The sequence below is a fragment of the Pseudomonas sp. GM49 genome (genome assembly GCF_000282355.1).
GTDB lineage: Bacteria > Pseudomonadota > Gammaproteobacteria > Pseudomonadales > Pseudomonadaceae > Aquipseudomonas.
Genome location: NZ_AKJL01000162.1, coordinates 1 through 13925, shown reverse-complemented (window position 1 = coordinate 13925; position 13925 = coordinate 1). Strand labels below are relative to the sequence as shown.

Sequence of the window (13925 nt, the reverse complement as noted above, 5' to 3'; positions counted from 1 at the left end):
CCTATCAGCGGCTGCTACCCAAGGGCGTCGGCACTCGCCATCCTGTGGTCCAGATCCAGCCATTCACCTGCCTCACTCGCGATGGCGATGACTTTACCCGGGGCTTGTGCGAGGAGCTGAGCTGCCGACTGTTCGAGTCGTTCGAGCAGGCGCAGACCGGGACCAATCATGTGTTGATGCGGATGGCACGCAACAGCGAACCGGTACCGGACTTCAAGCGTGGCGGGCGTTACAGCTACTGCCTGGAGGGCAGCGTGCGGGTCGAGCCTTCGCGGGTGCGAGCGTCATTGCGCCTGGTGGATGTGGCGCAGGGGCGGATTCGCTGGTCGGCGCAGTTCGATCGTGATCGACCCTATGGCATCGCCACCCAGGAGGACATCGCGCAGTCGATCTGTCGCTCGCTGACGGGCTACTTCTCCACGGCGGGCAAAAAAGAGGAGTGAAAGGGCAACCGCAAGGTTGCCCTGGCATGACGGTTACACGGTTTTCCACTGACCGTCTTCGTAAAGGCGACCTGCGGTGTTATCGAACGTCAAGTCGATTTCGATCGCCTTGGAGCGTGAGGTACTGAACATGGTGCTGGTCTGTACGTTCTGTTCGAACCACACGAGGATGGTTTCCACCGGCGTCAGCACGGTATTGCCGGTGACCACCTGATCCACCGCAACGTAAATGGGGGTGCTGACCTGAGTGCCATCAATGCCGGTAGATAGCTGGTTGATACCCGGATGGATGGGGGCGTAGTCGTTTACAAAGGTCATGGAAGTGTTCGGCCCCCCGGTAACCGCCGAACTCAGCAGACCGTGTTCATCGAGTGTCGATGTTTGCCCCAGGCCAATGTTGACGATGTTGGTCGAGACTTTGACTTGTACGTTTTCCTTGAACACGTTGGAGGCGAACAGCTGATACTGCGGCGTCCAGCTGAACTCGTTGTTGCTCAGGTAAGCGTTATAGGATTGCCAGACTACGTTGTAGTCTTCGGTGCCCACTTTCTTGGCAAAGCACAGCTTGTAGCCGGACTTTTTCAGCAGGGACAGGTCGCCAGGGGCGATTTCGATGGTGACGACTTTTTGTATGGCCGCCAGGGTGGACCTAAACACCTTGTTGTAGTCCGCTGCCTTAAGTTGCGTTGCACCCATGATCGACTTGACGGCTTCTTGCACATCGTGAAGCTGCTGGCTCTGTTGGCTGACAGCGATTGATTTGCTCATGGTTTCCCTCTTCCTTGGTGGTGTGTTGGGCAAACAATGGGCTGCTGGCGCCTGGCGCTGCAGTCCATTGACGGCTTCACTCTAGGGGCGAGGGGCAGGGCGGCTAAGTGTCTTGGTGTTACAAGCGGGTATCGGGGGTGTATCAGGGGCTGAGTCAGCGGGGCAGCCGATCGGCCGCCCCGCCTTGACATCAGGCGGCCCGGGCATCGGCCCAGACGAAGCTCCAGCTGGTGCGTTTGCCCTTGGCGATCTCGATCAGCTTGTTCTCGTACACCGTGTGATTGACCACGCCGGTGTAGGTCAGGGTGCGGGCGGCATTGGTCCCGGTGACCTCGCCCGGCTTGCCGCCCGACTCGACCATGGCTTTTTTCATGTCGGCTTCCGACGGGGCGCTGCTCTGGTTTTTTTCAACTTTGACGAAACTCATGATTCACCTCTTCCGTGATGGGGGGATCGGTGTCGGCGCGGGCCGACAAGTCGACGACCCTGTTCCACACCGACGGCCATACTCTATTGGCCAGTTCGGCGACGCAGAAGTGACAAGTGCGGCGCTGAGGTAACAATCGGGAAACAGCACCACGCATAGAAGTATCTGCGACGTATCATGCGTGGATTCACATCGAAGAAGGTTGCGGCGTCACTTCTCGATAAACCCGCGAATCGCCGCAATGGTCTGCGTTGGCGCGTCAATAGCGTCTAAATTTCAGAGAATCTTCCCCACCACGAAGGAACGACTCATGTACAAGTCTCGATCATTGATTGCAGCAATTACCTGTTTGACCCTGATCAGCGGCTCGGTGACGGCACTGGCCGATCCCGGTAACGGCCAGGGTAACGGGAAGGTCAACCATGGCAACCAGGGCGGTCATGGCAACAAGAACAAAAACTCCGGCGGCGGGGACTGGAGCAATGGCCCGATCATCAACCGGGGCAGCGTGCTCGAGATCATTGGCGTGAATACGGGCTACTGGAGCCCCGGGCCTGATTTGCCACCGGGTATTCAAAAGAACCTTGCCCGAGGCAAGCCGCTTCCACCCGGCATCGCCAAAAAACTCGATGGCCGACTGGTCGGCAGGCTGCCCCACTATGATGGCTACGAATGGCAGCAAGTCGGCACGGATCTGATCCTGGTTGCGCTGGCCACCGGGCTTGTCTATGAAATTCTCGACGGTGCGTTTGATTGACAGGTGAATGGCAGCCTGGCCGTCTGTCGTCAAGCGTGAACTGTCCGGGGGATATCGCGTCATACGTCACGCGATATCAACCACCTACGGAAGCAATCATGCTTTTTAAAAACAAGAGTCTCGTTGCTGTAATGTCATGCGCCATGATGCTTGCAGCCGCCCCGTTACTGCCTTATGGCCTGTCGATCATGGGTTCCGCTTATGCTAAGGACGGTGGTGGTCACGGCGGTGGCGGAAATGGTGGTGGAAACGGTGGCGGAAATGGTGGTGGAAACGGCGGCGGAAATGGCGGTGGAAACGGCGCAGGCCACGGCGGCGGTATGGGTGGCGGACACGCCGGTACAGGCCACTCCGGCAGTAACGGCCGCGGCAACGGACTGGACAGCGACCATGCTGGCAAATCCGTTCGCGACCATGGCATCAGCGGGAACCATTTCGGTAGTGAGCGCAATGATGATAACGGTCATGGCACCACGACCTCAGGCATCGCCCATTCCAAGGATACTCGCGGCATCTCCAAGGCCAGGGCCATTTCGGCCTCGACGCCAGGTGATCACAACACCAAAGGCTTGAGTAAAGCCGGACTGTCGACCTCGAAAAAAACCCATTGAGTTCGCGGTTGTAGACATCAGTTCGGAAAAGCCAAAAACCCGCTGAGAGGCGGGTTTTTTGCAACTGGAATTTGATCGCCGGACATGGCGCAGCTCGCTTCCCACCCGGCATATCATTCATTTGCGGCACCAAAGTTGGCCGCACAACGGGCACTGCACGGACAGAAAACGAGCCGCCCGGACACATCGCGCAGTGATTTGCGTCCGCGGGCGATTTGTCATGTTCAGCGTCATTTCAATGTAGATATTAGTCAGCCCAACGCGATTTCAATGAGGCTGCACTGTGTTCCAACGACTTGTGTGTTCGCTGTCTGTTTTGAGCCTGTCCATCGCTGCCGCCCAGGCTGCCGAGACTGTCCCCCTCAACACGCCACGCCTGAAGGGCATCGACAATTTCCGCGATGTTGCGGGTCTCACCACCGCGTATTCCACCGCCAATGACGGCACGATGCGCGGCGGGGTATTTTACCGCTCCAATGCGCTGACCCCGTCGGCAGCGGATCTGGCGACCCTGAACGGCCTGGGCATCAAGGCTGTCTACGACCTGCGCACGCCCAGCGAGATCGCCGCCACGCCCGACACGATGCCCACTGGTGCGACGTACACCAACATCGACATCATCGGCGGCTCCACTTCCGGCGCGAACATCACCAACATCGCGTTCCACAGCGCCGCCGAAGCCACTGCGATGATGCAGGACACCAACCGTGATTTCGTCAGGAATGCGGGGATGCGCAGCGAGTTCAACCAGCTGTTCAATGAACTGGCCGCGATCGACGGTGCCGCGCTGTTCCATTGCACGGCCGGCAAGGACCGTACGGGCTGGACCGCCGCTGTGCTGCAAAGCATCGCCGGGGTCGACGATGCCACCATCATGAGCAACTACCTGGCGACCAACGACTACACCGCCGCGCGTATCAAGGCGACTCTGGCGGTGATGCCACCGGGCATGGCGACCATCTACGGGCCGCTGATCGGTGTGGAGGCCAGTTACCTGCAGGCCGGCCTGGACCAGGTGACCGCGCAGTACGGCACGATGGACAACTACCTCAAGCAAGGCCTCGGCTTGTCCCAGGAAACCATCTACGTACTGCGCGGCAAGATGGTGTTCTACAACAGCTTGCCTGGCGCTTCGGACCTGGCCGGCAACGCCGCGGCTGGCGCGCAGTTGTTGCAACAACTGCAGAACAGCAACCTGTCGGGCACCTACAGCGCCTACAACTATTATCTGCAATCGGCCATCGATGCGCGCAGCCTCGGTGGCGTCGAGTCCACAGTCGGCGGTCAGGTGCATGCCGACGCTGCCAGCTACCTGCTGCGCCAGGGCGCGATGATCGAGCAGGCTGCCGCGCCCTTCACTAGTGGCATCGACCTCAAGGCCGGGCAATATCGCCTGTGGAGTACCGCCCTGGCGGGGTATCTGGGCACCGATGGCTCGTCTCAGGCCTCCAGCAGCAACGAGCATAGCCAGGGCATGATGATTGGCCTGACCCAACGCTTTTCCGAACAGCTGAGCGCCCATGCCGGTTTCGGCTACAGCAGCGGCAATGTCGGTGGCGCGGGTGGCGAGGCGGATACCGACCTGACCTTCTTCAGCGTGGGTGCTCGCTTTGCACCGAACGGTCTGGAGCGCGGCCTGTTTGTGGATGTCGATGCCAGCGCCGGCTATCTGGATTACGAGAGCAAGCGCGAACTCGGCGGCGGCCTGGGCACGGCCAAGGGCGACAGCCATGGCAACCTCACTGGCGCGACCCTGGCACTGGGTTACCGTGTACCGGTGAGCGGCGTGACCCTCGAGCCGAGCCTCGGTGTGCGGGTCAGCCACGTCAATCTGTCGGGCTTTCAGGAAAAAGGCAGCGAGCTGGCGCTGGACGTCGATGGCATCCACCAGACCCGCAAGAGCGCGGTGGCCAACCTCAACGCATCCTTTGCACCGGTCAGCCTGGGCGCCTGGCAACTGGTGCCAGGGGTGCAAGTGGGCTACGAGCATGTGCTGGGCGACCATGAAGTCGACAGCGAAGGGCATCTGCTGGGCCTGGACGTTGAACAGCAAGCCGCCTTCGACAACCGTGACCAGTTCACCGGTGGCGTCAACGTCATGGCCAACCTGGGACCGTGGAGCGTGGGTGCGCAAATCGGCGCCAGCGGTGGCGGCGACAGCCATGGCTTCAATGGCGGGCTGAAGGCCAGTTATCTGTTCTGACGGTCAGTCAAAGCAATCTGTAGGAGCGAGCCTGCTCGCGAAGGCGGACTAGCAGCTGGCGACGAGGGTGGCTGACCTTCCGCCTTCGCGAGCAAGCTCGCTCCCACAGTGGTTTTGTGTCGTACACGGGATTTGTGCTCGACACTGGCCAATGGTGGGAGCGAGCCTGCTCGCGAAGGTGGACTCACAGCCAACGAAGAGGGTGACTGACCTTCCGCTCCCACAAATCCTCAATTGGTCGCCATTGGCCGCGTTCGCAGGCCCTTTTTTACGTCTGTGGGGCTGAGGCCGTAGGCACTCTGGAAATACTGGCAAAACCGGCCGACATTGCTGAAGCCGTGTTGCAAGGCCACCTCTGTCACCGATGGCGACGCCCCCTGAGACAGCGCGGCAAAGGCGCGCTCCAGGCGTACTTGCCGCTGATAGGCAACGATCGAAGTGCCCATGAAACGCTGAAAACCTTCCTGCAATGCGCGCAGGCTGACGTTGGTCAGCTGCGCCAGTTCCGTGCCGCTGGCCAGGTGGTCGGGATGCGCCTGAATGTACTCGACGGCCAGCTTCACATGCCGCGGCGCAATCAGAGGGGAAGGGCGCTGAAGGGCTTCGGTGAAGTTGTGCGGCCAGGTTTCGAGTACCGCATCGACCAGCATTTCGCGAAGGCGCGAAGGCATCAGCGAACCGGTGTTGATCAGCAGGTCGAACTCGCTGCCCGTGGCCAGTTCGATCAATGCCCGGATGCCCTGCAAGGCCGATGCCTTCAGATCCACCACCGGTTCGAAATGCACCTTTTGCAGGATGGGTTTGCCCAGCAGCGTCGACAGGCGCTGGGTGATCAGCCGACGGCTGATCGAAATCCCGTGCTGCGCGTGGTTATCGACAAAGCGCGCCGAGCGGACCTCGGCCTTGTCGATCGCCAGGCCGACCTGGGCAAAACCTACCGACTCGGTAACGTGGTTGAAGATGATCTTGCCGGCGGTGGGAATGACGAAGGTGATTTCATCAAGGGGAGCGGGAAAAGCCACCGTGAAATCACCGCGATAGTGCATGCGACGAAAACTGACACCTTCATGCCTGCCATAGACCCCGCCGATGATGATGTTTTTCGGCGGTGGCGGAGAGTCGGAATAAAGGTTGCCGAACAGGTTCGAGAACAACGCGCCAAAGTCGTCGCAGCTCATGTCGTTGGACCTGATGATGATTTGCTTGCGCGTCGTGCTTGAGTACACCTGGAGTGTCACCTTGAGCGGATGGGCAAAGCCCTGGTACAGGGAACGGGCGATCGGAGATCGAGCGAGTGCGGTTCGCAAAAGCGTCAGGACGTTATCAGTGAGTAATGACAGGTTTGTGACCGGGGCTTTTGCCAGTGTCGTCGCTGGACCCGTTTGTACGCACCCGACGCCACCGCTCGCACTGAACAACCGGGTGGCACGAGCGGTACCGGGGCGTGGGCCGATCTGGAATGGCCGTGGCTATTTCATCGGCTCTCCTGACTTGATATCCCCGCAAAAAATATCGACGTTGCCATCGGTCGAAGCCGTGCGCACGAGCACCGAATATTCGCCGGCAAGCAGGGTTTGCAACGGGACAGGTGCGGTTCTGGAAAAAGTCCAGCCGCGTATGGGTTGGCGTTCGGTGTTGACGGTGTCGTTCATCGCGTAGGCGACTGCCCCGGGTTGCTGGCAACTGCCTTTATTGATGAAGGAGTAAAGACGCAAGGGCAGGGATGCCCCCATTGGAACACCGCTGACGAAGAAACTGAGCCCGGTTTTCTGGTCATAGCCTGTCAACGTGACGTTGCCGATCTGACCGGTGTTTTGCCGGGTGGCGACCAACGTTACGTTCACGCCGTGGTTCGATGAAGTGGCGCAGCCGAAAAGGCTTGCCGTCACCATGAGTGCCGCCACTGAGATTTTGAGCTTCATTGCCAAACTCCTGAGTTGAAGAACTGCAATGGGGGAGTTAGCGGGTATAGCGCATTTATCGCCTTTGTGACGTCGTCCATATAAGGCTTTCTATTTTTGAACGGTGATGTTGGGGCGGCTGTCTCCTTCGCCAGCCATGTGGCGGCGTAGCCGTGCAAACCAGCTACATTTGTAACTGGTCGAGCTTGCGTGAATTGCCTGCTGGCACACGCACTTCGATGCCGACGAAGGTTTGCAATGGTTGCGCGTGCAGTTAAAGGATTGTGCGGTCAGTTGAGCCCACTCATCATCCGCATGGACGATTGGCGACTGGAGTGACTGATGAATCCACAAGGCAGCCATCCGCAAGAGCGGATTCCAGGCACTCCTCGGCGGGGTAGCGTGCGCAGCCTGTTGATCCCGCAATGGCTCGGCAGTTACCGGCCAGACTGGCTGCGGGGCGATGTGGTCGCCGGGCTGACGGCGGCAGCCGTGGTCATTCCCAAGGCGCTGGCGTACGCCACCATTGCCGGGCTGCCGGTGCAGGTCGGGCTGTACACGGCGCTGGTGCCGATGGTGATCTACGCCGTACTCGGCACGTCGCGCCCGCTCAGCGTCAGCACCACGACCACCCTGGCCATTCTCGCCGGCTCCGCGTTGGGCCAGATCAGCCCCGATGGCGATGCGGCGACCTTGCTGGCGGCTTCCGCCACGCTGGCCCTGATGGTGGGCGCGATCCTGATCGTCGCCGGGCTGCTGCGCCTGGGCTTCGTCGCCAATTTCATTTCCGAGCCGGTGCTGGTGGGTTTCAAGGCCGGCATCGGCGTGGTCATCGTGCTCGACCAGTTGCCCAAACTGCTGGGTACTCACATCGACAAAGGCGGCTTCCTGCACAATCTGCTGGCCACGGTCCAGAGCATCGGCCATGCCTCGCTGCCGACCGTGGCGGTCGGTGTGTTCATGGTCCTGCTGCTGGTGGGCATGAAGCGATTTACACCGCGACTGCCCGCACCCTTGATTGCGGTGGCGCTTGGCATTATCGGCATGAGCCTGTTTGGCCTGGAGCGCTTTGGAGTGTCCGCCGTCGGCGTGGTGCCGATCGGGTTGCCCGCGCCAACCCTGCCGCAATGGTCGCTGGCCGAAACCCTGTGGCCTTCGGCGATGGGCATCGCGTTGATGAGTTTCACCGAAACCATCGCGGCGGGTCGCGCGTTCGCCCGCAGTGACGAGCCTGCACCGCAACCGAACCGGGAGCTGCTGGCCACAGGCGTTGCCAACATCGGCGGGGCGTTTCTCGGGGCCATGGTCGCCGGTGGCGGCACCACCCAGACAGCGGTGAACCGTTTGGCCGGCGCCCGTTCGCAACTGGCCGCGCTGGTCACTGCTGCATTGGCATTGGGCACTTGCCTGCTGCTGGCACCGCTCATTGGCCTGATGCCCAATGCCACGCTCGCTGCCGTGGTGATTGTGTATTCGGTGGGCCTGATCGAGCCGGCGGAATTTCGCGAGATCCTGTCGGTTCGCCGCACTGAATTTGCCTGGGCCGTGGTGGCCATGATCGGTGTGATGCTGTTGGGCACGCTGCAAGGGATCGTCGTGGCGATCGTGGTGTCGTTGCTGGCACTGGCCTATCAAGTCTCGGACCCACCGGTGTACGTCCTCGGGCGCAAGCCAGGCACCAATGTGTACCGGCCGCAGTCCGCCGAACACGTCGACGACGAACACTTTGACGGGCTGCTGTTGCTTCGGCCTGAAGGCCGGATTTTTTTCGCCAACGCCCAGCGCATCGGCATGAAGATGCACCCCTTGATCGATGAAGCAAAGCCTGCCGTGGTGATTCTGGACCTGCGCAGCGTGTTCGACCTGGAGTACACCGCCCTGAAGATGCTCACCGGGGCGGAACAACGACTGCGGGAAAAAGGCATCTCGCTGTGGCTGGTAGGCATGAGCCCGGGCGTCTGGGACATGGTCATCAAGGCTCCATTGGGCCATACGTTGGGCGAGGCGCGCATGTTCTTGAATCTGGAACTGGCGGTTGAACATTACCAGCGCAGTCGGCGCTGAATGAACGCGGCCGGGCGCATTCCGGGCGCGGTATGAAGCATTGAAGGAGGTAACGGGCATGGCAAAGAAGGCTGCAACGAAGAGCAAGCCGGTTGAAAGCGGCAAGCTCAAGAACAAGGTTTATCTCGAGGAACTGGCGCGGCTGCATGTCGAGATGGTCAAGCTGCAGGAGTGGGTGCAGCACACGGGTGCCAAGGTCTGCATCGTCTTTGAGGGCCGTGATGGCGCCGGCAAGGGCGGGACCATCAAGGCGCTGACCGAGCGGGTCAGTCCGCGGGTGTTCCGGGTAATAGCGTTGCCGGCGCCGACCGAGCGGGAAAAAAGCCAGATGTATGTGCAACGTTATCTGCCGCACATGCCTGCGGCCGGTGAAGTGGTGATCTTCGATCGCAGCTGGTACAACCGCGCCGGTGTCGAGCGGGTCATGGGGTTTTGCAGCGACGAGCAGGTGCGGACCTTTCTCACCGTGGCGCCGCGCGTCGAGCATGCACTGGTCGAATCGGGAATCATCCTGATCAAATACTGGCTTGAAGTGAGCCAGGAGGAACAGACCCGACGCCTCAAGGCGCGTATCACCGACGGGCGCAAGATCTGGAAGCTGTCACCGATGGATCTCAAGTCCTATAACCGCTGGTACGACTACTCCCGTGCCCGGGACGACATGTTCGAGGCCACCGACACCGAATTCGCCCCCTGGCGGGTCGCCAACTCGAATGACAAGCGGCGGGCGCGACTGAACATCATCAGCGATGTGCTGAGCAGCATTCCTTACGAGGATGTACCGCGAGCAAAAGTGAAACTGCCCAAGCGCCAAAGTCCCGGCAACTATCGGGATCCGAACTATCCGTTCAAGTACATTGCGGAAAAATTCTAGAGTCCCGCATAACTGTGCTGTTCGTGCCCGGTCTTCAAGGCTCGGGCACGGCAGTCGTGAAATCGCCTCCCCCCGCTTTTCCCGAGTTAACCGATCATCCGCTGTCTCAACGGCTATGCCGAGCAGCGACTAAAACACGCCAATAATATTTGTGTAGGAAATTTCATTAGTTGTGTGGGAAATAGCTATTTAGAGAGTGGGTAAGTTCTGAGCGCAATGTAAGATGCTTCTAAATATTACTTTGGTGGATGGAATGGCTTTGTAAGATAGTTCGCTATTGCATCTGGCAGTGTTTGAGTATTTGTTTCTGCAGTTGCGATCTCCTTTGGAAAGGCTAATCTTTCGAAGCCGAAGCGAGCTTGCATATTATGTCCGCGTGTCTGATTGCGTATTGTCGGCTCAAACCCTGAGTTCGAACGTGTAATTGAATTTTTGTAACGCTGTATGTTGCTACAAATATCCAAGGAGGATTTATGGCTTCTGGTAGTTTCCAAAACGAAGTGCCCAAGGCACGGGTCAACATCAAGCTCGATTTGCATACGGGCGATGCACAGAAAAAAGTCGAATTGCCGCTCAAGTTGATGGTGATGGGCGACTACAGCAACGGCAAGGAACAGCGGCCGTTATCCGAGAGAAGCAAAGTCGCAATCGACAAGAATAATTTCGATAGCGTGCTGGCCGAGTTTTCTCCCGAGGTCAAGCTGGCGGTGGTCAACACCCTGGTGGAAGATGTTGGCGAAACGGCGGTCGATCTGGGTTTCCGGAGCATGAAGGACTTCGAGCCAGAACAAGTGGCTCGGCAAATTCCGCAACTGCGCGCACTGTTGGCAATGCGTAATCTGCTGCGCGACCTCAAGTCCAACCTGTTGGACAATGCTACGTTCCGTCAGGAGTTGGAGCGTATTCTCATGGACGAGGCACTGAGTGACGAACTGCGAGGTGAGTTGGCTGCACTGGCTCCGGAGCAAATTCGTTAATTCACCTCGGTTCGTTTAAAGGGAAGTTTAAAAATGTCTATCGAACATTCTCACGCGCAATCGCGCGGCACTACAATGTTGCCTGAAGAAAACCAGAGCGTGTATGGCGCGTTGTTTGGCAAGATCAATCTCAACCCGGTAAAAGTGCTGGGCGAAATTGAAGTGTTTCAAAGTTCCGAGGCACTGTCGGACGTTTCTGTCGATGAACGTGTGACTGCCGCTGTCAGTGTTTTTTTGAAGTTGATCAAACAGTCTTCGCGCAAAGTCCGGCGTCTGGACAAGACACTGCTGGATGAACATATTGCGTCGCTGGATGCACAAATCAGCCGCCAACTGGACGCCGTGATGCATCACCCGGATTTCCAGCGGGTCGAGTCCACCTGGCGCGGTGTGAAATCGTTGATCGATCAGACTGATTTCCGCCAGAACGTGCGCATCGAATTACTCGATGTCAGCAAGGGTCACCTGGTCCAGGATTTCGAGGATGCACCGGAGATCGCGCAAAGTGGTCTGTATGTGCATACCTACACCCAGGAGTACGACACCCCGGGTGGTGAGCCGATCGCCGCTGCCATTTCCAACTTCGAGTTCGACCGCAGCCCGCAGGACATTGCCTTGCTGCGCAATATATCCAAAGTCTCGGCAGCCGCGCACATGCCCTTCATTGGCTCCGTCGGTCCGGCCTTCTTTGGCAAACGCTCGATGGATGAAGTCGCCGCCATCAAGGACATCGGCACCCGTAACGCCGAAGGCATCACAGCGTTGGTGACGTTGCTCGCACCCGGGACGCGGGCCCGGATCACGCCGCACTGGCCGCAGAAAATTGCCTTGGCGCAGCCGGCGAGTCTGTCCGCGAGTCACCCGGTGAGTCTGTCCCGGGGTACCCCGCTGGGGGGGACTGGCTACGACGCCAACAGCCAGTTGCATCTGGCGTTGTTCACCCGGGACCAGGACGAAGCACGCGGCTGGTTGCCCGATGGCCAGTTGTACAACGATTTGCTGGTGCTGTTGCGGGTGTACCTGGGCTGGCGTTGCACCGCGAAGTTGCAGCTATCGCTGCCGGTGCGCAGCCTGCCGCAACCGGTGTTGGGGCAGGCGCCAATCCTATTGGGGATGACTGGCATGCTGGGCTCGGGCTGTGACACCTGGCAGGGCTCGGAGCACGACACCATCACCATCAATCTGGGTCGCTACCAAGGCCTGTCGAAGAACACTCGGAACAGGGAAATACAGCATGTCGCGTACCGTTGGTAATTCATTGATGCTGGCGACGCTGGCGGCAGTGCTCGCCGGCTGTGGGGTGACTCAGTCAGTCACGCAGGGCACCGCCTCCGCCACCCGGTCGATTTTCTACAAGCAGGTGAAAACCCTGCATCTGGATTTCAGTGCCCGCACCGCGATCAACACCGATGTCGCGGACATGAATGCAATGTCGGTCCCGACGCTGGTGCGGGTCTACCAACTGAGCGACAGCAAAGCGCTGGAGAGGGCTTCCTACGACAGCCTGCTCGATGGCGACGAGCAAGTGCTCGACAGCGATTTGCTCGACACCCGGGCGTTGGTGATCAAACCGGGCGAAGGCGCGCAACTGAATGTGCCACTGGACAAGGACGCGCACTTTGTCTCGGTGGTGGCGTTGTTCCGCAACCCCGATACGCAGATGAATACCTGGCGCCTGACCTTGACCCGCGATGACCTCGACCCGGAACGGGCGCGGATCATCGAACTGGGGGACAACCGATTGACCTTGCGCACGTTGGCTCGGGAGTAACCGATGACTGAGTTCAATCCTTCTCTCTATGAAACGCTGCTGCAGAATTTCAACGGCGACCTGGACCTGTTTCAGGTCAGCGAAGAGGACCAACACACGCTGTCGGTACTGGACAACCTGCAACGCATCCTCAACAGCCGGGCCGGTGCACTCGCACACCTGCCCGATTACGGCCTTCCCGACATGGGCCAGATCCTGCAGGGTTTGCCTGGCTCGGCTCATCGGCTGATGGGGGCCATGCAGGACACTTTGATCAAGTACGAGCCGCGCCTGGCGACCGTGAACATCGAGTTGCTCGAGCAGACACTGCCGGGTCATCTGGAGTACAGCCTCGACGCGCTGCTCAAAAGCGGCCAGCAAGTCACCTTCGGTACCACCGTGGCACCGGAAGGCAAAGTCCTGGTGCGACATTTGAAACGACAGCAATGGTTGTCGTAATCGTGAACCTGTATGGCAAGGGAGGCTGACGGTGTTATTTGAAATGCGTATTCGGCTGGGCGGTGATCCGCGCGGTTTTGGTGAGTTCGTGTCACTGCGCCAAGAGCTGGCGAAGTTGAGTCACCCGGCCTGTCCCGACGTGGACTGGGCCAGGGTGGAGCAGTGGTGTCTGACGCTGTTCGAGCAGAACGGCGCGGACCTGCAAACGGCGGCTGCGTTTGCCTTGGCGCGCAGTCAGCGCCACGGCCTGGAAGGCATGGCGCAGGGGGTGGCGTTGATCGAGTCACTGTGTTGCCAATGGCCGGCGTTATGGCCGCCCATGGCGTCGGTTCGCCTGGATATCCTGGCCTGGCTGTTCGTGCAATGGCAGCCGTTGCTGCGCAACAGGGCGTTGAGCGCGCAAAACTTCCCCGCGTTGCTTGAACTGGACACCGAACTGGCGCGTTTGCAGCAACGTCTGGATCAACAGGTACAACCGCCTCTGGTCGCATTGCACGCCTTGCGCCAGCAGATCGAAAGCCTGGTCCAGCGTACACAGCGCAGCAGCGTTGCGCTCGGTACCTTATCGCTACCACCAAGGGAACCGGCACCGTCGCTGTTGATGCCCGTGGTGATTTTGCCACCCAACCCCATGCCTGAAATGCAGCCGGCCAGGCGTCGCGTTGCCCTGTGGCTGGGCACGGCAGCCGCC

Annotated in this window: 14 protein-coding genes and 1 pseudogene; 11 read left to right on the top strand and 4 right to left on the bottom strand. The window is 59.6% G+C overall.

Annotated elements, in window-relative coordinates; translation table 11 throughout:
* A pseudogene (locus PMI29_RS14005) lies at window positions 1-443 on the top strand (hypothetical protein); the annotation flags it as partial.
* A gap of 33 nt (window positions 444-476) precedes the next feature.
* Here PMI29_RS14005 and PMI29_RS14010 read toward each other — a convergent pair.
* Both PMI29_RS14010 and PMI29_RS14015 read right to left on the bottom strand, forming a co-directional pair.
* On the bottom strand, window positions 477-1211 hold the full coding sequence (locus PMI29_RS14010; protein ID WP_007998500.1) for a hypothetical protein: 735 nt from the start codon (window positions 1209-1211) through the stop codon (window positions 477-479).
* Between the two features lie 190 nt (window positions 1212-1401).
* The gene (locus PMI29_RS14015; RefSeq protein ID WP_007998498.1) at window positions 1402-1638 is read right to left on the bottom strand and encodes a hypothetical protein; all 237 of its coding nucleotides are present in this window, start codon (window positions 1636-1638) and stop codon (window positions 1402-1404) included.
* 310 nt (window positions 1639-1948) lie between these two features.
* Between PMI29_RS14015 and PMI29_RS14020 the strand changes: the two genes are divergently transcribed.
* The 3 genes from PMI29_RS14020 (at window position 1949) to PMI29_RS14025 (ending at window position 5209) form a co-directional block, all read left to right on the top strand.
* Window positions 1949-2395 (top strand): anti-virulence regulator CigR family protein, encoded by a 447-nt coding sequence (locus PMI29_RS14020; protein ID WP_007998497.1) that lies wholly within the window; start codon window positions 1949-1951, stop codon window positions 2393-2395.
* Between the two features lie 98 nt (window positions 2396-2493).
* On the top strand, window positions 2494-3006 hold the full coding sequence (locus PMI29_RS32180; RefSeq protein WP_033052409.1) for a hypothetical protein: 513 nt from the start codon (window positions 2494-2496) through the stop codon (window positions 3004-3006).
* Window positions 3007-3289: 283 nt separating this feature from the next.
* Window positions 3290-5209, top strand: coding sequence for a tyrosine-protein phosphatase (locus PMI29_RS14025; protein ID WP_007998493.1), 1920 nt, complete (start codon window positions 3290-3292; stop codon window positions 5207-5209).
* 230 nt (window positions 5210-5439) lie between these two features.
* Here the strand turns inward: PMI29_RS14025 and PMI29_RS14030 are convergent, their stop codons facing one another.
* Entirely contained in the window at window positions 5440-6387 is a 948-nt protein-coding gene (locus PMI29_RS14030; RefSeq protein ID WP_007998488.1) for an AraC family transcriptional regulator, read from the bottom strand.
* A 291-nt stretch (window positions 6388-6678) separates the two neighbouring features.
* Window positions 6679-7131 (bottom strand): hypothetical protein, encoded by a 453-nt coding sequence (locus PMI29_RS14035; protein ID WP_007998486.1) that lies wholly within the window; start codon window positions 7129-7131, stop codon window positions 6679-6681.
* A gap of 321 nt (window positions 7132-7452) precedes the next feature.
* On the opposite strand from PMI29_RS14035, the gene PMI29_RS14040 reads away from it, so the two are divergent.
* The 7 genes from PMI29_RS14040 to PMI29_RS14065 all read left to right on the top strand — a co-directional run.
* On the top strand, window positions 7453-9174 hold the full coding sequence (locus PMI29_RS14040) for a SulP family inorganic anion transporter (protein ID WP_007998480.1): 1722 nt from the start codon (window positions 7453-7455) through the stop codon (window positions 9172-9174).
* A 58-nt stretch (window positions 9175-9232) separates the two neighbouring features.
* Window positions 9233-10048: a polyphosphate kinase 2 gene (gene ppk2, locus PMI29_RS14045; RefSeq protein ID WP_007998478.1), complete on the top strand. Its 816-nt coding sequence runs from the start codon at window positions 9233-9235 to the stop codon at window positions 10046-10048.
* A 473-nt stretch (window positions 10049-10521) separates the two neighbouring features.
* A complete protein-coding gene (gene tssB, locus PMI29_RS14050) occupies window positions 10522-11025 on the top strand; it encodes a type VI secretion system contractile sheath small subunit (RefSeq protein ID WP_007998476.1) in 504 nt (167 codons plus the stop codon).
* A 33-nt stretch (window positions 11026-11058) separates the two neighbouring features.
* Window positions 11059-12279 carry a type VI secretion system contractile sheath domain-containing protein gene (locus PMI29_RS32620; protein WP_007998474.1) on the top strand — a complete coding sequence of 407 codons (1221 nt, stop codon included), beginning with the start codon at window positions 11059-11061 and terminating at the stop codon, window positions 12277-12279.
* Window positions 12260-12796: a type VI secretion system lipoprotein TssJ gene (gene tssJ / locus PMI29_RS14055; RefSeq protein WP_007998472.1), complete on the top strand. Its 537-nt coding sequence runs from the start codon at window positions 12260-12262 to the stop codon at window positions 12794-12796. Before PMI29_RS32620 ends, tssJ begins: the two co-directional genes overlap by 20 nt.
* Window positions 12797-12799: 3 nt before the next feature.
* Entirely contained in the window at window positions 12800-13234 is a 435-nt protein-coding gene (gene tssE / locus PMI29_RS14060) for a type VI secretion system baseplate subunit TssE (protein ID WP_007998471.1), read from the top strand.
* A 43-nt stretch (window positions 13235-13277) separates the two neighbouring features.
* Window positions 13278-13925 (top strand): type VI secretion system ImpA family N-terminal domain-containing protein (locus PMI29_RS14065; RefSeq protein ID WP_238541660.1); only part of this gene is annotated, 648 nt, incomplete at its 3' end.